19 protein-coding genes are annotated in these 20,292 nt (G+C 67.6%); 4 read left to right on the top strand and 15 right to left on the bottom strand.

Translation table 11 applies throughout. The features are described from left to right. Window positions 1-3 precede the first annotated feature (3 nt). From KNN16_RS10885 to KNN16_RS10940, 12 genes are all read right to left on the bottom strand, one after another. The gene (locus KNN16_RS10885; RefSeq protein WP_303896902.1) at window positions 4-1,596 is read right to left on the bottom strand and encodes a cell wall metabolism sensor histidine kinase WalK; all 1,593 of its coding nucleotides are present in this window, start codon (window positions 1,594-1,596) and stop codon (window positions 4-6) included. 46 nt (window positions 1,597-1,642) lie between these two features. After that, window positions 1,643-1,804, bottom strand: coding sequence for a hypothetical protein (locus tag KNN16_RS10890; RefSeq protein ID WP_299287289.1), 162 nt, complete (start codon window positions 1,802-1,804; stop codon window positions 1,643-1,645). A gap of 238 nt (window positions 1,805-2,042) precedes the next feature. After that, window positions 2,043-2,555 (bottom strand): type II toxin-antitoxin system VapC family toxin, encoded by a 513-nt coding sequence (locus tag KNN16_RS10895; RefSeq protein ID WP_299287287.1) that lies wholly within the window; start codon window positions 2,553-2,555, stop codon window positions 2,043-2,045. Next, window positions 2,542-2,787, bottom strand: coding sequence for a hypothetical protein (locus KNN16_RS10900; protein WP_303896904.1), 246 nt, complete (start codon window positions 2,785-2,787; stop codon window positions 2,542-2,544). The genes KNN16_RS10895 and KNN16_RS10900 overlap by 14 nt, the downstream gene beginning before the upstream one ends. Window positions 2,788-3,094: 307 nt before the next feature. Beyond that, the gene (locus tag KNN16_RS10905) at window positions 3,095-3,793 is read right to left on the bottom strand and encodes a response regulator transcription factor (RefSeq protein ID WP_303896906.1); all 699 of its coding nucleotides are present in this window, start codon (window positions 3,791-3,793) and stop codon (window positions 3,095-3,097) included. A gap of 17 nt (window positions 3,794-3,810) precedes the next feature. After that, window positions 3,811-4,656 (bottom strand): metal ABC transporter permease, encoded by an 846-nt coding sequence (locus KNN16_RS10910; protein ID WP_303896908.1) that lies wholly within the window; start codon window positions 4,654-4,656, stop codon window positions 3,811-3,813. After that, window positions 4,649-5,494 carry a metal ABC transporter ATP-binding protein gene (locus KNN16_RS10915; RefSeq protein ID WP_303896910.1) on the bottom strand — a complete coding sequence of 282 codons (846 nt, stop codon included), beginning with the start codon at window positions 5,492-5,494 and terminating at the stop codon, window positions 4,649-4,651. The genes KNN16_RS10910 and KNN16_RS10915 overlap by 8 nt, the downstream gene beginning before the upstream one ends. Before the next feature lie 31 nt (window positions 5,495-5,525). Next, a complete protein-coding gene (locus tag KNN16_RS10920; protein ID WP_303896912.1) occupies window positions 5,526-6,488 on the bottom strand; it encodes a metal ABC transporter substrate-binding protein in 963 nt (320 codons plus the stop codon). A 17-nt stretch (window positions 6,489-6,505) separates the two neighbouring features. After that, a complete protein-coding gene (locus KNN16_RS10925; RefSeq protein WP_303896914.1) occupies window positions 6,506-6,922 on the bottom strand; it encodes a Fur family transcriptional regulator in 417 nt (138 codons plus the stop codon). Between the two features lie 155 nt (window positions 6,923-7,077). Then, the gene (gene recN / locus KNN16_RS10930) at window positions 7,078-8,838 is read right to left on the bottom strand and encodes a DNA repair protein RecN (RefSeq protein WP_303896916.1); all 1,761 of its coding nucleotides are present in this window, start codon (window positions 8,836-8,838) and stop codon (window positions 7,078-7,080) included. Between the two features lie 21 nt (window positions 8,839-8,859). Further along, window positions 8,860-9,357 (bottom strand): B-box zinc finger protein, encoded by a 498-nt coding sequence (locus KNN16_RS10935; RefSeq protein WP_303896918.1) that lies wholly within the window; start codon window positions 9,355-9,357, stop codon window positions 8,860-8,862. Window positions 9,358-9,453: 96 nt separating this feature from the next. Beyond that, on the bottom strand, window positions 9,454-10,263 hold the full coding sequence (locus KNN16_RS10940) for a DUF92 domain-containing protein (RefSeq protein WP_303896920.1): 810 nt from the start codon (window positions 10,261-10,263) through the stop codon (window positions 9,454-9,456). 269 nt (window positions 10,264-10,532) lie between these two features. Here KNN16_RS10940 and KNN16_RS10945 point away from each other — a divergent pair, with 269 nt between their 5' ends. The 4 genes from KNN16_RS10945 to KNN16_RS10960 all read left to right on the top strand — a co-directional run bounded on the left by KNN16_RS10945 (window position 10,533) and on the right by KNN16_RS10960 (window position 16,570). Continuing rightward, the gene (locus KNN16_RS10945; protein WP_303896922.1) at window positions 10,533-11,135 is read left to right on the top strand and encodes a sulfite oxidase-like oxidoreductase; all 603 of its coding nucleotides are present in this window, start codon (window positions 10,533-10,535) and stop codon (window positions 11,133-11,135) included. A gap of 119 nt (window positions 11,136-11,254) precedes the next feature. Then, window positions 11,255-13,480 (top strand): 5-methyltetrahydropteroyltriglutamate--homocysteine S-methyltransferase, encoded by a 2,226-nt coding sequence (metE, locus tag KNN16_RS10950; protein WP_303896924.1) that lies wholly within the window; start codon window positions 11,255-11,257, stop codon window positions 13,478-13,480. A gap of 824 nt (window positions 13,481-14,304) precedes the next feature. After that, the gene (gene tdh, locus KNN16_RS10955; RefSeq protein WP_299288730.1) at window positions 14,305-15,342 is read left to right on the top strand and encodes an L-threonine 3-dehydrogenase; all 1,038 of its coding nucleotides are present in this window, start codon (window positions 14,305-14,307) and stop codon (window positions 15,340-15,342) included. A 25-nt stretch (window positions 15,343-15,367) separates the two neighbouring features. Continuing rightward, on the top strand, window positions 15,368-16,570 hold the full coding sequence (locus KNN16_RS10960) for a glycine C-acetyltransferase (RefSeq protein ID WP_303896927.1): 1,203 nt from the start codon (window positions 15,368-15,370) through the stop codon (window positions 16,568-16,570). Here the strand turns inward: KNN16_RS10960 and KNN16_RS10965 are convergent. The 3 genes from KNN16_RS10965 to KNN16_RS10975 all read right to left on the bottom strand — a co-directional run bounded on the left by KNN16_RS10965 (window position 16,567) and on the right by KNN16_RS10975 (window position 20,099). Continuing rightward, window positions 16,567-16,986 carry a type II toxin-antitoxin system Phd/YefM family antitoxin gene (locus tag KNN16_RS10965; protein ID WP_303896929.1) on the bottom strand — a complete coding sequence of 140 codons (420 nt, stop codon included), beginning with the start codon at window positions 16,984-16,986 and terminating at the stop codon, window positions 16,567-16,569. The two genes, KNN16_RS10960 and KNN16_RS10965, sit on opposite strands and share 4 nt — an antisense overlap. A gap of 1,101 nt (window positions 16,987-18,087) precedes the next feature. Then, window positions 18,088-18,792, bottom strand: coding sequence for a hypothetical protein (locus KNN16_RS10970; protein ID WP_303896930.1), 705 nt, complete (start codon window positions 18,790-18,792; stop codon window positions 18,088-18,090). A 398-nt stretch (window positions 18,793-19,190) separates the two neighbouring features. Beyond that, window positions 19,191-20,099 (bottom strand): hypothetical protein, encoded by a 909-nt coding sequence (locus KNN16_RS10975; RefSeq protein ID WP_303896932.1) that lies wholly within the window; start codon window positions 20,097-20,099, stop codon window positions 19,191-19,193. Between the last annotated feature and the right edge of the window lie 193 nt (window positions 20,100-20,292).

A 20,292-nucleotide genomic window follows, 5' to 3' on the forward strand; every position in this document is an offset into this window, starting at 1 on the left:
ATGTCAGAAGGCCGTCCTCTCGCCGCGCAGCGGGAGGATCAGCTCAAAGCGACTGCCCTGACCCGGTTGGCTGTGCACCTCCACCTGTCCGCCATGGGCCTCCACGATCCAGCGCACGATGGCCAGGCCCAGACCGCTTCCCTCCGCCGGGGCGTTCCGCCCCCGATAGAAGCGCTCGAAGATATGGGGAAGGTCCTCCGGATCGATCCCCGACCCGGTGTCCTCCACCCAGATGCGGACGCGCTCCCCTTCCCGCCGGGCGCCCACCGTGATCCGCCCCCCGGGTGGCGTGAACTTGACCGCGTTGTCCAGCAGGTTGGCCAGGGCCATCTCCAGGCGCCACCGATCCCAGATCCCCTCGATGGGCTCCGGCGGGAGCTCGAGGGAGAGGGCGATCCCCTTCCGGGCTGCTCCTTCCCGGAACAGGGAGAGCGCGGCCCGGAGGACATCCTCCAGGGCATGGGGGGCGAGGTCCAGGGAGATCAGGCCGGCCTCCAGACGGGAGAGATCCAGGAGGTTGTGGGTGATCCAGGCCAGTCGATCCACCTGAGCCTGACTCTCGGCGAGGAAGGCGGCCCGGGCCTCCGGATCCTCCGCCGCCGGCCCCTGCAGGAGCTCCAGGAAGGTGCGGAGGGCAGTCAGCGGCGTGCGGAGCTGATGGGAGGCGTCGGCGATGAAGTGACGCAGGGCGTCCCGCTCCCGGGCGAGGGCTGTGAAGCTGGCCTGCAGGCGCTCGGCCATCCGGTTGAGCTCGGCAGCGAGATGCCGCAGCTCCACCGGCCCGGCCTCCGGCGCGCGGACGTGGAGGTTTCCCTCGCCCATCTGCACCGCCGCGTGGGCCAGCCGCCGGATGGGGCGGCTCAGCGCCTCGCTCACCCCCAGGCCCAGCAGCCCGGCCAGCAGGGCGGCGACGAGGCCGGCCAGGGCGAAGGCGCGGGTGGTGGCGGCGATCACCTCCAGGCTGGGCTCCACCCCGGCCTGCAGCTCCACATACCCGATGGGTGCCTGGGGATCCCCGATGGGCGCCCGCGCCATTAGCGGGAGCGAGGGCGCGGTGACCTCCTCTCCCGCCTCCGCGGACCCGGGGAGCGTCTCAAAGTGGAAGCGGCTGCCCCACGGACTGCGGAACTGGCGGATCCGCATCCAGCGCATCCCGGGGGGGCTATAGGCGGGCCAGCCCTCCCGGCCCCGCAGATAGAGGGAGCTCCACGGAGGGACCTCCGTTCCCCCCGCGCCAGGAGTGGGCGCAGGGGCGGCCCAGAAAGCCTCCCCCGCAGGGCCGGTGGGGAAGCCCGAATCGGCCAGCACCCGGCCCTGGGCGTCCAGGATGCGCACCCGGGCGTTCCCCAGGAAGGCGGTGGCGTAGGCCAGGCGGGTCAACCCCTCCGGCCAGGGCTCCGGCTCCATGAACATCCGGGCCTGCCGGGCCACAGCCTCCGCGTTCGCCCGCAGCACCGCCTGCTCCTGCCGGATCCCATACGCCCGCAGCAGGCTCACCGTCAGCACCCCGGTGATCCCCACCGCCACGATGCTGAGGAGCAGATAGCTTCCGATCAGCCACCCGCGAATGGAGCGGATCCGCCCGAACGTCCGCATGGTGCCTCCTCAAAGACCAGACGTAGGGCAACTGCAAGCAGTTGCCCTACTCAGTGGGGACCGGCATCGGAGAGGCGGCGGGAGCCGGAGCGGCCATAACTCGGGAGAGCACACCTCCGCGGGCGAGCAGGAACAGCGCCCCCACGACGACGCCGATCAGCCCTGCCATTCCCAAAACCCCCGGACTGATCCATACCCACCGGCGCATCGATTCGCCTCCCTCTCCACAAGGCCTGTCCGTAATGATCATGCTACGCCCGGAGCATTGCGCCCCTGTTGTCCCTCCGTTAAGGCTCCTTAACAGGATGGCTGGATTTGCCATTGGGCCTTGAACCATGGGGGGAAGCCTGGACGGGGCTTGCGGAGGGATTTTTCCTTAGCTTCTCCCGCAGGCGGCGGATAACGAAGAACCGGGGATGCTGGCTCTCCAGGCGAAGCGTATGCCTCTAAGGCAGAGGGGCATTGGCGATCCAGTGGCGCTGTATGCCCGGCACACGATCGAAATCCCGGTCGTCAGAGGCAATCGCGGGGACGTTCAGGCGCTCCATGATGGCGACGTGGAGAGCGTCTCGAGGCAACAGTCCGTATCGGGAGGCGTGGTGCAGGAAACGATATGCATCCTCCGTTTCCACACCGACCAGATGCACGTTAGGCAAACGAAGTAGCATCTCAATAGCCTTGCGAATTGGCGGCGCGTGACGTCTTACCAGCCCTGCAGGATCCTGGCGTAACCCTGTGAGAGGATGCTGGCCTTCCTGTTCGCGAATGCGTGCTAACAGCAAGCGGTAAAACAGTTCATCCAGGACAGGAACTCCTACCAGGGCGACAATCTCTCCCTTAACGACGCGCTCCAGGAAAGAACGAACAACCGTCAGATATTGTCGGTCGGAACGGAGATACATGTACCACACATTGGTGTCCACATAGACAGGGCCGGGAGGGACCTCATCGAGCCTCATAAAAGCCTCCAACTTCCAGGTCGAAGTCATAAAACTCAAAAGGTTCCTCCCCCAGGCATCCAGCCAGTTCATCCAGCGTCCGATAAGGATCAGTCGGCTCTTCTGGAAGGATGGAGATCTCCCCCTTCCGCACAACAAGACGTACCCGTTTGCCCAGGAGGGCTTCGTCCAGCAACTCTCGAGGCAATATAAGCGCCCCTTCCGCCTCCACCGTCATCTCCCGCTCCGTCATGGGAATCACCTCCCGGCCCGTTTCCGCCTACATAGTTTTCTGATTTCGACGTTTCCCTCATCAAGCCCGCATGATAGTTTTTACCACGGATGCTCAAGCCTCACAATCCCCACCCATCATCTCCGCTGCACACGCCTCGTCCGAATAGAGTCCTCCTCGGACTGCGCCCCAGTCAGGCCGCCAGCGCCCTGCGCACCACCGACGTCAGCCGCAACCATCGATATCGCCCGTGCTTCCCCTGTCCTGGAAGCCCCATCCTGTAAGCACACCGACTGCCCGCACCCCCTTACCGGGAGACTGCCCTCTTCTACGGCTGGAATTTATAGCCCACCCCGCGCACCGTGACGATCCAGCGGGGGGCGGAGGGGTTCTCCTCCAGCTTCTCTCGCAGGTGCCGGATGTGGACGTCCACCGTGCGGTCGTCCAGGACCTCGCGGTCGTAGCCCCAGACGGCCTCCAGGAGCTCCTCGCGGGAGAAGGGGCGGTTCGGGTGGGTGACCAGGAATCGGAGGAGGCGGAACTCGGTAGGGGTGAGGGGGACAGGCCGGCCTCCCCGGGTCACCTGGAGCCGCTCCAGATCCACCTCGATGTCCCCGAAGCGGATCCGCTCCCCCGGGGCGGCCATGGCCAGCTCGCCGTAGGCCCGGCGCAGCAGGGCCCGCACCCGGGCGATCAGCTCCCGCAGCCGATAGGGTTTCACCACATAGTCGTCCGCCCCCACCTCCAGGCCCACCACGCGATCCACCTCCTCGTCCAGGGCCGTGAGCATGAGGATGGGCTGCCGCAGGCCCTCGCCGCGCATCCGCCGGCAGACCTCGAATCCGTTGAGATCCGGGAGCCGGATGTCCAGGATGATCAGATGGGGATCGCGCTGGCGGGCCAGCGTCAGGGCCTTCTCCCCGGTGTCCGCCCACAGGACCTCATAGCCCTCCTTCTTCAGGGCGTATTCCAGCCCGCGGGCCACGGCGGGCTCATCTTCCACGATCAGGATCCGCTCCCCGGCCATCCGAATCCTCCCCGGGTTCATCCGGAGGCTCCCCGTCCGTTGTGGGCCAGGCGGACGATGAGGAACAGCGCGGTGGCGGTGAGGACGATGGCCGCCCCCGAGGCGACGCCGGCGTAATACGAGGCATACAGCCCCACCACCGCCGACAGCACGGCCAAAAGGACGGCAAGGGCCATCATGGCCGGCAGCCGCCGGGTCATCAGATACGCCGTCGCCGCCGGGGTCACCAGCATCGCCACCATCAGGGCCACGCCCACCGTCTGCAGCGCCACCACCACCGTGACAGCGATCAGAACCCGCAGCAGGTGGTCGAAGAAAGCAGCCGGCAGCCGAAGGGTGACCGCCAGGACGGGATCAAAAGAGACAACCAAGAATTCTTTGTAGAAGAAAAAGATCAGGGCGACCACGAGGGCGGCGAAGATCGCCAGGCGGATGAGATCCCCTTCCCCCACCCCCAGCACATCCCCGAACAGGAGGTGGGTGAGGTCCACGGCGTAGCTGCGGGAGGTGGAGATCAGGACCACCCCCAGGGCCATGGCGCCGGCGAACAGGATCCCGATGGCGGTGTCCTCTTTGAGCCGCCCTCCTCGGCTGAGGGCGCCGATGACCAGGGCGGCCAGGAGGGCGGTCCCCAGCCCCCACCAGAACAGGTGGGCGCGGGAGCCGCCGCTGAGCAGATAGCCGAGGGCTAGGCCGGGCAGGATGGAATGGGCCAGGGCGTCCCCGAAGAAGGCCATCCCGCGGAGCACCACATAGGTGCCCACCAGCGCGCAGAGCCCGCCCGCCACCACCGCCGCGATCAGGCCCCGCACCATGAACGCATAGCGCAACGGGTCCAGGAGGAGCCCCAGGATCTCACCCACCGCCTCCGCCTCCTTCGCAACAGGTATCCCCGACCGCGATCAGCTCGTCCCCCACGCGGATCAGGCGCAGGTGGCCGCCGTAGGCGGCCTGCAGGGCCTGCGGGGTGAACACCTCCTCAGGGGGGCCGAAGGCGATCCGCCGTCGGTTCAGCAACAGCACGCGATCGAAATAAGACGCCGCCTGGTCGAGATCGTGGGTGGTGAGCAGGACGGTGACCCCCTGCCGGCGCAGGCGCTCCAGGATCTCCAGGATCCCCTGCTGGGCGGGCAGGTCCAGCCCGGTGAAGGGCTCATCCATCAGCAGCAGCTCGGCCTCCTGGGCCAGGGCCCGGGCGAGGAACATGCGCTGCTGCTGGCCCCCGGAGAGGGCCCGGATGGGACGGTCGGCCAGCTCCGCGATGCCCACCTCCTCCAGCGCGCGGCGGACGATCTCCCAATCCCGCGGCCCGGGATGGCGGAACAACCCCATCTTCCCTACCCGCCCCATCATCACCACGTCGGCCACGGTGAGGGGGAAGTTCCAATCCACCTGGTTCCGCTGTGGGATGTAGGCGATGCACAGATGGCCGCGGGGGCCGTGGCCGTAGATCCGCACGGATCCGGCGGTGGGGGTCAGCACTCCGGCGATGATCTTCAGCAGCGTGCTCTTGCCCGCGCCGTTGGGACCTACGATGGCGATCCGCTCGCCCGCCTCCACCGTGAAGGAGACGTCCTCCAGAGCCACCACGCCATCATAGCGCATGGAAACCCCGGAGACCTCCAGGATGGGCAGGCCGGGGGAATGCCACGCCTCCCATCCCGGCCGGGTGACCTTCCGCCACAGGTTCGCCAGCGCCATCGCTCCCTCCATCCGGGGAATGCCAGCCGGCTCAGCGCAACGCCTCGACGATGCGACGGACGTTGGTGCGCATCATCCCGATGTAAGAATCCGCCTCGCTCCCCGGCTCGCCCAGGGAGTCCACATAGAGCCGCACCAGGCGCGTCCCGGTGTCCTCCGCCACCCGCCGGGCCAGGATGGGGTCCACCGTGCTGCTGACGAAGATGGCCTTCACGCCCAGGGCCCGGATGGCCTCCTCCAGGGCGGCCAGCTCCTGGGGGGAGGGCTGGGCGGTGGTGGTGACCCCCGGGAGGATCGTCCCCACCTGCTCGAAGCCGTAGCGGTGGGCGAAGTATCCGAAGACCTGGTGCTCCGTGACCAGCTTGCGGTTCTCCGGCGGGATCTGCGCCACCTGCTCCCGGATCCATGCGTCCAGCTCCCGCAGCTGCGCCCGATAGGCCTCCGCGTTGCGGCGATATCGATCCGACCGCGCCGGATCCAGCCGGCTCAGCGTCGCCTCAATGGTGTGGGTCCAGATGATCACGTTGAGGGGATCCAGCCAGACGTGCGGATCCCACGGCCCTTCATGCGCGTGGCCGTGATCGGATCCCTCTCCCTCTTCCTGGTGAGAGCCGGCGATCGCCTCGAAGGGCCGCAACGGGATCCCTTCCGCCAGCTCCACATGCAGGGCCTTCCCCCCCGCGTTCTTCAGGAGAGGCTCCAGAAAGACCTCCAGGCCGGCCCCGACGGCGAAGATCACGTCGGCCTCCGCCACCCGGGCGACATCCTGCGGGCTGGGTTCAAAGGCGTGGGGGTCCGCCCCCACGGGCAACAGGACCGTCACCTGAACCCCCTCGCCGCCGATCTGGCGCACCACATCCCCCACGATGGAGGTGGTGGCCACCACCGCAAGGGGACGGGCGCCGGGAGCCGCGGAAGGCGCCCTTCCGCCCGGGGCGCAGGCCGCCAGCCACACCATCACAGGCAGGAAAACCCGCCATCCTCGAAGCGCCATCGCTTTTCCTTCTGAGATCAAAGATCCCGACATGGCCCACAGAGGCCAACGAGCTGGAGCAGGTGATCCTCCACCCGGAAGCCGGTCCATTGCTCCACCTGGGCGATCAGGCCGCTCAGGTCCTCCGCGCCGGGGAACTCCACGGCGCGGCCGCAGCGACGGCAAACCAGGAGATGGTGGTGGCCCGGCGAGGCCAGGACGTAGCCGTCGCACCGATCCTCCCGATGGACGCGGCGCACCAGCCCGGCCCGCTCGAGGACCATGAGGGCCCGATACACGCTCACCAGCCCCAGGGAGCGGTGGAGCCGGCGCCCCCGGGCATGGATCTCCTGCGGGGAGAGGGGGCGCGCGGCCCGCTCCAGGACCCGCATCACCACCCGCCGGGGCATCGTGATCCGCCATCCGGCCCGGCTCAGCTGCTCCTCCCAGCCCATGGGTTTCCCCGCTATTGAAAAATTTTTTCAAAAAACAGTTTAGCGGAGGAGCCCTGCCTTGTCAAATCCTCGAGAGGCTGAGAGAGGGGGGCGCGGGGCCGAATGGAGGGGAGCGGCCCTCGTGGAGGAGGCAAGGGCGCGGATCAGGGGGCATCTTACCGACGGCGGGAGAGCATCCGGGCCTCCTCCCCGGCCTTCACGCGGGCTACGTATTCCAGGATCTCTCGGGCGCTCTGCACCGCCGCCCGACCGGTCCCGCCCAGCATCTGGGCCAGCTCCGCCACCCGGGCCTCCCCTTCCAGGCGCTGAACCCGGGCGACGGTCCGCTCCCCGGCCACCTGTTTCTCGACCTTGAAATGGGCGTCCCCGAAGCCGGCCAGCTGGGGCAGATGGGTCACGCACAGCACCTGGTGATGGCGCGCCAGGCGCCACAGCTTCTCTCCCACCACGGCCCCCACCCGGCCGCCGATCCCCTGGTCGATCTCATCGAAGATCAGCGTGGGCACCGGGTCCGCCCGGGCCAGGGCCACTTTGAGGGCCAGCATCAGGCGGGAGGTCTCCCCGCCCGAGGCGATGCGGGCCAGGGGCCGCAGCCCCTCGCCGACGTTGGGGGCGATGAGAAAGGTCACCCGGTCCAGTCCGGTGGCGTCGAAGGCCCAGCGCGCGCCGTTCGCGTAGGCCCCCTCCTCGTCCGGCGTCCGCTCCAGGGCCACGGCGAACCGCGCCCCGGCCATCCGGAGATCCGCCAGCTGGGCCTCCACCTCCCGGGCCAGCCGGTCCGCGGCCTCCTGACGCCGCCGGGAGAGCGCCTCCCCCAGCTCGCCGATCTCCCGCAGCAACCGCTCCGCCTCCTCCTCCAGGGCAGCCAGCCGCTCCTCCGCGTGGGTCAGGGTCTCCAGCTCCTGCCGGGCCCGCCGGGCGTAGGCCAGGATCTCCGCCACGGTGTCCCCGTATTTGCGCTGCAGGCGCCGGATCAGATCCAGGCGCTCCTCGATCTGAACCAGCCGCCGCGGGTTGAACTCGATCCGCTCCCGATAATCCCGGACCGTGCGGGCGAGATCTTCCACCTGAGCGCTCAGGCCCTCCATCGCCTCGAGATAGGGCTGGAAGAGGGGATCGATGCGGGCGAGGGCTTGCAGGGCCCGCGCGGCCTCGCTCAGGCGGTCCAGGGCGGAGGGGGCTTCGTCCTCTCCCTCGTAGAGGGCCCGGTAGACGGCGTCGGCCAGATGGGCCAGCTGCTCGGCGTTGGCCAGGCGGTTGCGCTCCTGGAGCAGCGCCTCCTCCTCCCCCTCCCGCAGCCGCGCGGCCTCGATCTCCTCAATCTGGAACCGCAGCAGGTCCATGCGCCGCGCCTTCTCCCGCTCATCCTGACGCAGCTGTTCGATCTCGCGGCGCACCGCGCGCCAGCGGGCCACCCGCTCCGCCAGGGCGGCCCGCAGCTCGCCCACCCCTGCGTAGCGATCCAGGAGCTCCAGCTGCTCCCGGGCCCGCAGCAGCGAGAGGTGCTCCGTCTGCCCGTGGATGTCCACCAGGACCTGGCCGATCTCCTTCAGCACATGCAGGGGCACCAGCCGCCCGTTCACCCGAGCCACGTGGCGCCCGCCCTGCCGGATCTCCCGGCTCAGGACCAGCTCCGAAGTTGCTTCCTCCTCCCGCAACCCGTATTCGTCCAGGATGGGGGCCAGCAGCGCGGCGGTCGCCTCATTGACCTGGAAGAGGCCTTCGATGAGGGCTCGCTCCGCCCCGGCACGGATCATCTCCACGTCCGCCCGGCCCCCCACCAGCACCGCCACCGCGTCGACCAGGAGGGACTTGCCCGCCCCCGTCTCCCCGGTGAGGACGTTCAGGCCCGGCTCCAGCCGCAACATCACCTCATCGATGATGGCGAAATCCCGCACGTGAAGCTCCACCAGCATCCCATCCTCCGCCCCGAAGCCTTACCGCCAGAACCGCAGGTAACCGATCACCGTGCTGATGGCCATGGCCAGATACACGCCATCCCAGAGGGCGCGTGTGAGGAGAAACGGAGAGGCCAGCCAGAGAGGCAGGCGCCACAGGAGCAGGCCGGCGGCCAGCCCGCCGCTGGCCACCAGCCAGATCCAGCGCCCGCGGCGCCGTCCGATCAGGCGGTGCACCGCCTCCGCCGTCAGGCTGCCGACCAGCGGCCCGATGAAGATGACCCAGAAGCCCAGGGCGGCGACCAGCGGGGCGGCGATCAGGCCGAGGACCAGGGCGGCCGCGGCCGCGATCCCGTAATCCAGCGGGCGGGCGTTGAAGAAGAGAGCCTGCTGACCGGCCACGCACTCCCGGCAACGATAGCCCACCGGCGTCTGCACCGCGCAACGGACGCAGATCGGCCGCCCGCAGCGGTTGCACCGCAGGGTCGTGGGAACGTTCGGATGAAAGGCGCAGAACAGCGTCTCCCCCTCCGACATCTCCCGCCTCCCACGCGGAGATCGCTCCCCCGCGTGCGGAACCATTCCCTTCAATATATGATAGAAGAGCGAGCCGAGCGAGCGATCCGGGCCGCCTCAGCCGATCCACGCCGCCCCGATCCCGGCCAGGAGGGCGCCGGCCAGGGCGGCCAGGGCGTTCACCCCATCGTTGGTCAGCCACGGCCACCCCCGCAACCATCGGGTTCGCTGACCGCAGCCGTGCACCGGGCGCTCGGTCTCCTTGCCGCAGCGATCGCACCAGTAGATCCCCTGGACCGTGGCCCCCAGCAGGCTGTCGAACAGAGCGGCGAGGAGACCGGCCATGCCCACGAGGAGCGCATCCCCTATGGATCCCCCAACCGGGCTTCCCAGCAGGGCGAGGAGCCCGATCCCCAGCGCTCCGATCCCCGCCGCGGCCGTCCCTTCCGGAGAGATCGCCCCGGAGGTGCCGGGTGGAACCGGCCGACCGTCCCGGATCCGTCGGGGCGGCCGGGGGCTGAGCAGCCCGATTTCGGTGGCCCAGGTGTCCGCGGTGACCGCGGCGAGGCTCCCGGCGAAGGCCCACCAGAGGGCCGGGTGAGGGGAAAGCGCCCAGAGCAGCGCGAGGAGGGCGCCGACGCCGCCGTTGGCCAGGGCCTGGCCCAGATCCCGGCGCCCCCCTTTGGCGAACTCCCGCGCCACCCCCGCCTTCCGGCCTGCTCGATAATGGGTGAGGGCGGAGGAAGAGATGAAAAAGACGAGCACCAGGAAGGCCCACGGCCAGCCCCCGAAGCCGAACACCGCTGTGCCCACCAGGACGGCGCCCAGCCATCCGCTGCGATCCAGGGCTTCCAGCCGATAGGCCACCCCGCCGATCCCGAAGCTCAGCACCAGGCCCAGGGCCAGCCGCAGGGGAACCTCCCCCACGCTTCCCTCCCTCGTTCCGCGCTCTCCATCCCCTCATGCCAGTGTAAGCCGGATCCCCATCCCCGCCATGGGGAGCGCGGACGGAGGGCGGGGGCCGTCGCCTCGTTCCTTACCCGTTTGCGCCGCAGGCCTCCGACCGCCCGGATGTGGCAGCGCCCGGGAAGGGACGCTAAGATAGTAGAGATTGCGCGCAAATCCACCCCGTAAGCCGGCATGGTGCGATCCCCCTCATCGGCCGATGAAACAATGGGGTCGCGAAAGGAGGAGGGATGATGCGGTTCGAACGCAAGATCCAGGAGGAGGCCGCCCGCGCGGCGCGACGCCTGCCGCCCGGACAGGTGCTCACGGACAGGTTCCCCGTCCTTCACTACGGGCCGGTCCCGAAGTTCGACCCGGCCACATGGGATTTCCGCGTCTTCGGACTGGTGGAGGAAGAGCGGCGGTGGACCTGGGAGGAGTTCCAGCAGCTGCCCCGCACCACCATCACCGTGGACGTCCACTGCGTCACCGGATGGAGCAAGCTGGACACCACCTGGACCGGGGTGGCCTTCCGGGATCTGTTGCGGTTCGTCCGGGTGAAGCCCGAGGCCCGTTACGTGATGGCCCACTGTGAATACGGCTTCACGGCCAACATCCCGATGGAATACATGGAGGATGCCCTCCTGGCCACCCACTACAACGGGGAGCCCCTGACCCCCGAGCACGGCTACCCGCTCCGCCTCATCGTCCCCCGCCTTTACTTCTGGAAGAGCGCCAAGTGGCTCCGGGCCCTGGAGTTCATGGCTGAGGACCGCCCCGGGTTCTGGGAGCAGGCGGGCTATCACATGCGCGGGGATCCGTGGCGGGAGGAACGCTACCGGGAGGACTGGTGATCGGATCGAAGCCGCAGAGGAGGGATGGTTGCGGCTTACTTTATCTTCAGGCGCCGACTTCAATATGATCCGGGAGCTCTCACCCGAAGACGAATCCTGAGATCCGGAGGGGAAGGCCGATGCAGACCTATGCATATGGGTATCCGCGTCTGGGGCGCAAGCGGGAATACAAGACCCTGATCGAAGGCTTCTGGCAGGGGAAGGTCTCCGAGGCGGAGCTGACGGCCGGCCTGGAAGCCTTAGAGGAGGAGCGCCTCGCCGCCTACCGCCGGTTCGTCGATCGCTTCCCCGTCGGCGAGATGTCCCTCTACGACCCGATGCTGGACACGGCCCTGATGCTGGGCCTTTACCCGAACGGCGGCCGGCTGGAGGATTACTTCGCCCTGGCCCGGGGTGAAGGGGCCCTCGAGCTCACCAAGTGGTTCAACACGAACTATCACTATCTGGTCCCCGAGATCCGGATGGACGCCGGCGCCCCGCCGCCTTTCCGCCTGGCCTGGAACAAGCCCCTCGAGGCCTTCCGGAAGCACCCGGAGGGGTTGCCTTATGTCATCGGGCCCTACACCTTCGTCCGCCTGAGCAAAGGATATCCTCCCAAGGCCTTCGGGGAGATCCTGCGGGCGCTGCTGCCGGCCTATGGGGAGCTATTGCGATCCCTGCGGGCGGCCGGCGCCGAAGCCATCCACGTCGATGAGCCCGCCTGGGCACTGGACGTGCCCCTGGAACACGTGGCCCTCATCCGGGAGGCTTACACGGCCCTGGGCGAGGAGGCGGCGCTGCTGGTCTTCACCTACTACGAGGCGGTGGACTTCCTGCCGGCGCTCTACGATCTCCCCCTCCGGGGCATCGGCCTGGACCTCCTCCACGGGCCCGGGAACTGGGAGGCCCTCCGTCGGGCCGGCTTCCCATCGGACAAGATCCTCATCGCCGGCCTGGTGGACGGCCGCAACATCTGGAAGACTGACCTGAGCAGGGCCGCGGCCCAGGTCGAGGACCTGCATCGGCACACGGGGGCGGAGATCTGGATCTCCAACGCCGGGCCGCTCTATCATCTGCCGGTGACAACGGAGGCGGAGGCGAAACTGGACCCCGCCCTGCAGGAGCGCATCGCCTTCGCCACGGAGCGGCTGAAGGAGCTGCGCCTCCTGAAGGCCCTGCTGACCGGGGAGCCGGATGAGGAAGCCCGGCGCTGGAATGCCTACACCCATCCGGTGGATCGCTGGCAGCATCCGGAGGTGCAGGAGCGGGTGCGCCGGCTGGGCCCGGCGGACTTCTCCCGCGAGGCCCCTTACGAGGAGCGGAGCCGGCGGCAGCGGGCGCGGCTGAACCTTCCCCTCTTCCCCACCACCACCATCGGGAGCTTCCCGCAGACGGAGGACCTGCGCCGGGCGCGCACGGCCTTCCGCGCCGGCAAGCTCCCGGCTGAGGAGTATGAGGCGCTGATCCGGGAGCGCATCCGCTACGTGATCCAGCTGCAGGAGGAGCTGGGGCTGGACGTCCTGGTGCACGGGGAGTTCGAGCGCTCGGACATGGTGGAGTTCTTCGCCGAGCGGCTGGAGGGCTTCGCCATCACCCAGCACGGCTGGATCCTCTCTTACGGCACGCGGGTCTACCGGCCGCCCATCCTGTATGGGGACGTGCGCCGTCCGGTCCCCATGACCTTGCGGGAGATCACCTACGCCCAGTCCCTGACGGAGAAGCCGGTCAAGGGGATGCTCACCGGCCCGGTGACGATGCTGGCCTGGAGCTACATCCGGGAGGACATCCCGGTCCATGAGGTCGCCTTCCAGCTGGCCCTGGCCATCCAGGACGAGGTGCGGGATCTGGAGGCGGCGGGCATCCGGGTGATCCAGATCGATGAGCCGGCCTTCCGGGAGCGGGCGCCCCTCAAGCGTCGGGATTGGCCGGCCTACTTCGACTGGGCGGTGAAGGCCTTCCGCCTGGCCTCCCGGGCCCGCCCGGAGACCCAGATCCACACCCACATGTGCTACTCGGAGTTCAACGAGATCATCGAATACATCGACGCCCTGGACGCCGATGTGATCAGCATCGAGGCCACGCGGAGCCGGGGGGAGGTCATTCAGGCCTTCGAGCGCCATCGGTATCCGCGCCAGATCGGACCCGGGGTCTACGACGTGCACTCCCCGGCCATCCCCACCCCCGAGTCGATGGAAGCCATCATCGAGCGGGCCATCCGGGTGATCCCTCCGGAGCGCATCTGGGTGAACCCGGACTGCGGGCTCAAGACCCGACGCTGGGAGGAGGTGATCCCCTCCCTGCGCCACATGGTGGCGGCCGCCCGCCGCCTCCGCGAACGCCACGGGGCGCCGGTCCCCGCTTCCTGAAATCGTTCCCCTTCATCCCGGGGCGGGGCGTTCGGATGCCCCGCCCCTTTGATTACGCGAGGCCGCGCCTCTCCCGTCGGCCGCCGCGGGCCGAAATCCATCCTTTTGCAGGATGGGCTTTCGCCCCGCACCTCTGTCTTCGAAGATGCAAGGGTTGCGGCGGAAGCCGCTCCGGCAACTCCCAATCTCTGGTTTTCGACGACGCAAAGGTCGCGGCTGAAGCCGCTCCTACAAAAAGACGATTTCTGTAGGAGGGGCTTTCGCCCCGAACTTTCCGCCTCGATGACGCAAGGGTCACAACGGACACCGCCCCGACAACCCCAAACCCATGGTTTTCGATGACGCAAAGGTCGCGGCTGAAGCGGCTCCTACAAAAATGGGCCCCTGTAGGAGGGGCTTTAGCCCCGAACATCCGTCTTCGATGACGCAAGGGTCGCGGCTAAAGCCGCTCCTACAGCCCCGAACCTCTGTCTTCGATGACGCGAAGGGTCGCGGCGAAAGCCGCGCCTGCGGTAAGAAGGCCGAAATGAATTTCGGCTTACGGAGGGGGGCTTTCGCCCCGAACCCCCGTCCTCGATGACGCAAGGGTCGTGGCGGAAGCCGCTCCTGCCCGTGCGGATCTCTGGGCAGGGGCTTGGGGCGCATCGGGAGCGCGATCCCCCCATGCGTCCGGCCCGCTGTCTCAGACGGTGCTGGATTAGCGCGGCCCGCTCCCCGGCCGGGAGCCACCGCCCCTTTCCCCGCGAACAGTCCGATAATAGAAAGGGAACCCGCCCTTCCACCCGGGAGGATGGGTCCCGATTCCGGGATCGGGAGGCGGAAGAATGACGGAGACCATGCGGGCCGTGGTCAAAGCGGCGCCGGGGCCGGGCCTGGTGATGGCCCAGCGTCCGATCCCTACCCCCGGTCCGGGGGAGATCCTGGTGAAAGTGAAGGCCGCCTCCATCTGCGGAACGGATCTCCACATTTACCGCTGGGACCCGTGGGCGCAGGGGCGGATCCGCCCGCCCCTGATCATCGGCCATGAGTTCTGCGGGGAGGTGGTCGAGACCGGGCCGGAGGTGGATGGGATCCGGGTAGGCGATTTCATCTCCGCCGAAAGCCACGTGATCTGCGGCCGCTGCGATATGTGCCGCACCGGGAAAGGACACCTCTGCCGCAACACCCGCATTTTAGGGGTGGACCGCGACGGCGCCTTCGCCGATTTCATCGTCATCCCCGCCGAGAACGCCTGGGTGAATCCCCCCGATCTCCCCCTCGAGGTGGCGGTCCTCCTGGAGAACTTCGGCAACGCGGTGCACACCGCCTTCGCCGTGGACCTGCGGGCGCGCAAGGTGCTGGTGACCGGCTGCGGGCCGGTGGGCCTGATGACCATCGCCGTGGCCCGGGCCATCGGCGCCCGCATGATCATCGCCACCGACATCAGCCCCTACCGCCTGGACCTGGCCCGACGGATGGGGGCGGACCACGTCCTCAACCCGCAGGAGGTCAACGTCGTGGAGGCGATCCGGGATCTGGCCGGCGGGGAGGTGGACGTGCTGCTGGAGATGTCCGGCGCCCCCTCGGCCATCCGCGAAGGCTTCGCGGTCCTCAAGCCGGGCGGCCAGGCGGCCCTGCTGGGGCTCCCTCCGGGCCCCATCGAGTTCGACCTGGCCAACATGGTGATCTTCAAAGGCGTGACGGTCCACGGCATCGTCGGGCGCCGCCTGTGGGAGACCTGGTATGAGATCCGGGGGCTGCTCAACTCGGGGGCCGTCGATCTGCGCCCGGTGGTCACCCACCGCTTCCGCCTGGAGGAGTTCGACCAGGCTTTCGCGACCATGGCCAGCGGCCGCAGCGGGAAAGTGATGCTGATCCCATAAAAATGATCCGCGGGGAGGGAGCGTCATGTCCGCACAGCCTGCCACCGTCGACAAACTGGCGTGGATCCGGGAGGAGCTGCAGGCCCTTCAGGAGCAGGGCCTCTACATCCACATCCGCACCATCCAGTCGGCCCAGGGGCCATGGCTGATCGTGGACGGCCGGCGGGTGCTGAACTTCTGCTCCAACAACTACCTGGGGCTGGCCAACCATCCGCGCATGCGGGAAGCCGCCCGCCAGGCCATTGAGAAATACGGTGTGGGGCCGGCCGCCGTGCGCACCATCGCCGGCACCCTGGACCTCCACCTGATCCTGGAGGAGAAGCTGGCCCGCTTCAAGGGGGTGGAGGCGGCCATCTCCTTCCAGTCGGGCTTCAACGCCAACCTGGCTACCATCCCCGCCCTGGTGGGGGAGGGCGACGCCATCTTCTCCGATGAGCTCAACCACGCCAGCATCATCGACGGCTGCCGCCTCTCCCGCGCCCGCATCGTCCGCTACGCCCACAACGACCCCAGCGACCTCGAGGCAAAGATCCGGGAGAACCTGGGGACGTTCCGGCGGGGCCTGATCGTCACCGACGGCGTCTTCTCCATGGACGGCGACATCGCCCCCCTGCCGGAGATCGTGGAGATCGCCGAGCGTTACCACTTGATGCTGATGGTGGACGACGCCCACGGCGAGGGGGTGCTGGGCCGAGGCGGCCGGGGGATCGTGGACCACTTCGGGCTCCACGGCCGGGTGGACATTGAGGTGGGGACCCTCTCAAAGGCCTTCGGGGTGGTGGGCGGCTACGTGGCCGGGCGCCGGGAGATCGTGGAGTGGCTGCGCCAGCGCGGCCGCCCCTTCCTGTTCTCCAGCGCCATGACCGCCGCCGACACTGCTGCCTGCATCGCCGCCGTGGAGATCCTGGAGGAGTCCACGGAGCTGGTGGACCGGCTCTGGGAGAACACCCGCTACTTCAAAGAGGAGATGCGCCGCCTGGGCTTCGACCTGGGTCAAAGCGTGACCCCCATCACCCCGGTCATGCTGGGGGATGCCCATCTGGCGCAGACCTTCAGTCGCCGGCTCTTCGAGGAGGGGGTCTTCGCCCAGGCCATCGGCTATCCCACCGTTCCCCGGGGCAAGGCCCGCATCCGGGTGATGATCTCCGCCGCCCACAGCCGGGAGGACCTGGATCGCGGGCTCGAGGCCTTCGCCAAAGTGGGGCGGGAGCTGGGGGTGATCCGCTAAAGCGCACGCTGCGGACGGCGGAGAGGTCGCCGTCCGCAGCGCCCTTTTACCCCTTCTCCCGATGCCGCCAGCGATTCAGAACCCGGGCGGTGGGCCCCGTGCGCGTCAGAAGGCTGCTCACAAAGATGTTGGTGTCGAGCACGGCTTTCCGCACAGGCAGACCTCACGGATGCGATGGCGTCCTCTACGTCCCGCTCGATCTCTTCCGGGGCAACCTCCGGCAGGCGGCTCCGGATGCGATCCAGCGTTCGAAAGCGAAGCTCGCGCTCCGCGATCAACCGCTCATAGATCTGAAAGGGGATGATGACCGCCATCGGCCGGCTCGAGCGTTCCACGATGATCATCTGGCCCTCGCGATCCACCCGGCGCAGCAGACCGGCAAACCGGTTACGAGCCTCCTGGGCCTCGATCCGCACTGGAGCCATCCGATCCTCCCGTCGTCCCCCTGCTTTGGCCTTTGATTTATTATTGCTTCCTAAGCGCAGGACGTCAAAAGCATTCCCGCTGACCTTTAGACAGGAGATAGGACACGGCCTGGGACGATGGTCCTGAACCGGTCCAGGGCCAGCCGGATGAGCCTCAAAAATTGCCTGAGCCTCAGCCGGAGCTGGTGCTGGAGGAGGATCAAGAGCTCCGAGTAGGCCTTAAAGAACCGGCTTCCAGGATCGCCTGGACCAACCGGGCGGCCTTCTGCGCATGCTCGTCCCGCTCCAAGATCTCGGCCATGAATTTCTCCATCGGCTCCAAAGGCAGGACCTCGGCCGTGACTCCTACCTCCCCCGAAGAGGATTCCCCCTCATCCTACCACCCCCTGTCCGATCTTCTCTCCAAAGGTCAGCTCCGTACAGGACCCGGGTCTGCTTACGGCGCGGCTTTGTGGATAGCCTCCTCAGGCTTGGGGGAAGGCAGAGAGGCAGTCGCGTGGCATTCCGCCAGCCCTCTCCCTTCAGCAGCGCCGGCCCGACCACCAGCAGCGCGCACAGGACATCACCTCCGCCGGCCATACCGAAGTGTAATACTCCACCCCCGGAGGATCACGATGATGAGCCTGGGATCCGTGATGGACGGAAGGTTCCTCCCAAGGCCATCCGCCGGGTGGATCGCGATCCGCAACCGACCGGTCGGCGAGGGCATCCTCCGCTGGTGCTCCGGAGGGATGTCGGTCGGACCCAAGAGGAGCGCTGGAATCCTGAAGCGACCTCATTGGTGCTGACATGAGTGCAGCTGAAACAGGAATTCCATTTCCGATCCTAGATCTGGCAGGTCCCCATATAGCAATGCCAGATTCGAGTTTCGACATAGACATAGTAAAGTGGAGTGCTCATCGATCCCCCAACGCCGTAAGCATGCAGAATGCCATTATCCCAACCAGTGGTTCCCGCTTTGCCGACATAACCGATCCCTGGGGCGTAAACATACCACAGCATCTCCGCTCTCACCGTTCCGGATGTTATCCCGGCAATCAGGAAAGCCACCCAGATTCCTGTCAACCGTCGAAGGCTCGCGGATCGCATCCTCTACCTCCCTTCGAAAGCCCGGAGGGCTTCCTGATACTGGGCCCGGATCTCGTAAACACCTTGAATCGCCATCCGAAGCCGATGGAACAGCAGCCGCAGCTCCCCCTCCGAGTCCAGGCGGCCAATCGCCTTCCCGCCTCCGTGATACAGCGGACGAGCTATGCCGGCGGGCGCCTGGAATTCCCGCGATTCCCAGAAGCGTCCTGCCTCCCGCACGATCGCGATGTCCCGGGGATCCCCCTCCATCACCTCATAGACCATGACATACTCCAGCGATCCCATGGGGATCACCCCCTCCTCCGGGAGCCGCAGGCGGCTCAACCCCAGCACCGGCGCCACCTCGTCCTGATCCACCCCCAGCACCACGATCACCACCCCCTCCCGGAACCGGGCCTGAAGCCACTTCTGATCCTCCGGGCGCATCCACCTCAGCGCCTCCCCATCCACGATCACCCCATCCAGCGGCCGCCCCATCGCCGCCAGCCGCAACGGAACCCAGCCCGAAAACAGCGCCACCCCTTCGGCTCGAAGCACCTCCATCGTCAGCAAACCCCGGGTGAAGGGAAGCGGGCCCACAAAAGCGATGAAAGGCTCCCGCGGCAGCGCCGCCGCGTGGGCCGGCGAGGGCGTCAGGGCCGCCGGCAACCCCTCCCGCAACCCCAGGACCCCCAGACCCACCAGAACCCCCACCAACAGAAACCCCACCCCTCCCTTCATCCCTCCCGAGAACGCATGCCTGATCATTTCATCGTCTCCTCCACCTCACCAGGAGTCCCTCGTCTGATCGTTCCCCTCCCTTCGCAGTTCCAAGAAGAAAGGATGCATCACCTGGCTTTTACCCGTACACGACTCCCCAGGCCCCGGCATTCGAAGGGGGAGGAGGTGTCTTGATCAAGTGTCTCCCCAGATTCGCCAGCTGGGTGGCCCTGAAGCTGTCCACCATGGTGCGCATCCACGACCGCTCAATACGCCCCCGGGAACTGGAACATTGCTCACTGTCCACTGACACGACCATGAACTCCATCCCGATTAAGCATGAGCACTGGGAATAAGAATCAAAGTTAAAGTGGAAACACCTATCACAGCCGCTATAAGCCGGGGCCTCACGGGGTTCCTCCCGTTTTCCCTTTTTCGCTTTCGCAGATCCGGGCCATCTCGGGGCTGGGCTGCAGCAGCAGCTCCCCGCGAGGATCCGGCCGGAGGACCCAGACAGGCCCATATACCCGTTCTTCATCGGAATGCCGCTGACCCCCGGCCTCTCGTCGCTCCTGGCGCACCGCGCGCAACTGCCCGTCTTCGCTGATCGCCATCCAGGCCCGCTCGACCCATCCCCCTTCCCACCGCACCGTCCGCCTCCACCAGGTCACAGGCCCCTCTCCCCAGATCCGCTCCGGCACCGCTCCCTCCAGGCTACGTGGAGCCGGTAGATCGAAGCCGGTCCTTTCTTCCGATGTCGGCTCCCAGCCATCCGCCCGCAGTTTCCCCAGATCCACGAAGGGCGGGAAGGCCCACCGCATCGCCTCCGGAGAAGAGGGCTCTGGAAAGCAAACCGGCCCCCCCGGATCCACGAAGCGGGCCTCCCAGGCCCTCCCCGCGGTGCGCCACAGCTCCGCATAGAGATGGCCATCCGGGAGCCGAAATTGTCCGTGCAGGCGAACCGGCTGTCCGTCCTCCCCCACTTCCAGGAAGACTTCGCCCCGGATCTCCTGACCGTTAGCCGGATCCGGCGCCGAGGGATCGAAGAAACGCCGGCGAAACGACCAGGCGAGGACACGGCCCGGGCTTTCCGGAGGCGGTCGAAGGAAATCCGGAGCCGAGGCTCCTGGCGGGCTCCCGGCCGGGGTGGAAGACGAAGCATCGGGAGGAGAAGCAGGTGTCGGCGTGGTCGCCTCCCCGACCGGGGGAAGCGCTCCCGGCCGGGCCGGACGGAAAGCGCCCGCCCAGACCATCCACCCGAGGAGCAGGAGCACGAACAGTCCTCCGGGCACCGCCCAAGATCGATGTCGCACCATCGAACCATCCTTTTATGATTTTTCAGGGCGAAGAGAGCCAAAAGGTCTCTTCACATCCCCAACATCATCCAGAGGCCGTTCCTGCTCCTCACCAATCCGCGGAGCCAATCGTTCCCTCCCATGTTCCACGGGAAGCCTCCCAACGTGCATGCTGGGCGACCACCCGATATCGATGAGGCCGGTCTGAAGGGCA

The sequence above is a fragment of the Thermoflexus hugenholtzii genome (assembly GCF_018771565.1).
Lineage (GTDB): Bacteria > Chloroflexota > Anaerolineae > Thermoflexales > Thermoflexaceae > Thermoflexus > Thermoflexus hugenholtzii_A.

Coding starts and splice junctions, on each gene's coding strand:
- KNN16_RS10885 (WP_303896902.1), bottom strand. CDS start 1,596: ATGCGGACGTTCGGGCGGATCCGCTCCATTCGCGGGTGGCTGATCGGA.
- KNN16_RS10890 (WP_299287289.1), bottom strand. CDS start 1,804: ATGCGCCGGTGGGTATGGATCAGTCCGGGGGTTTTGGGAATGGCAGGG.
- KNN16_RS10895 (WP_299287287.1), bottom strand. CDS start 2,555: ATGAGGCTCGATGAGGTCCCTCCCGGCCCTGTCTATGTGGACACCAAT.
- KNN16_RS10900 (WP_303896904.1), bottom strand. CDS start 2,787: ATGACGGAGCGGGAGATGACGGTGGAGGCGGAAGGGGCGCTTATATTG.
- KNN16_RS10905 (WP_303896906.1), bottom strand. CDS start 3,793: ATGGCCGGGGAGCGGATCCTGATCGTGGAAGATGAGCCCGCCGTGGCC.
- KNN16_RS10915 (WP_303896910.1), bottom strand. CDS start 5,494: ATGGCGCTGGCGAACCTGTGGCGGAAGGTCACCCGGCCGGGATGGGAG.
- KNN16_RS10920 (WP_303896912.1), bottom strand. CDS start 6,488: ATGGCGCTTCGAGGATGGCGGGTTTTCCTGCCTGTGATGGTGTGGCTG.
- KNN16_RS10925 (WP_303896914.1), bottom strand. CDS start 6,922: ATGGGCTGGGAGGAGCAGCTGAGCCGGGCCGGATGGCGGATCACGATG.
- recN (WP_303896916.1), bottom strand. CDS start 8,838: ATGCTGGTGGAGCTTCACGTGCGGGATTTCGCCATCATCGATGAGGTG.
- KNN16_RS10935 (WP_303896918.1), bottom strand. CDS start 9,357: ATGTCGGAGGGGGAGACGCTGTTCTGCGCCTTTCATCCGAACGTTCCC.
- KNN16_RS10945 (WP_303896922.1), top strand. CDS start 10,533: ATGATGCGGTTCGAACGCAAGATCCAGGAGGAGGCCGCCCGCGCGGCG.
- metE (WP_303896924.1), top strand. CDS start 11,255: ATGCAGACCTATGCATATGGGTATCCGCGTCTGGGGCGCAAGCGGGAA.
- tdh (WP_299288730.1), top strand. CDS start 14,305: ATGACGGAGACCATGCGGGCCGTGGTCAAAGCGGCGCCGGGGCCGGGC.
- KNN16_RS10960 (WP_303896927.1), top strand. CDS start 15,368: ATGTCCGCACAGCCTGCCACCGTCGACAAACTGGCGTGGATCCGGGAG.
- KNN16_RS10975 (WP_303896932.1), bottom strand. CDS start 20,099: ATGGTGCGACATCGATCTTGGGCGGTGCCCGGAGGACTGTTCGTGCTC.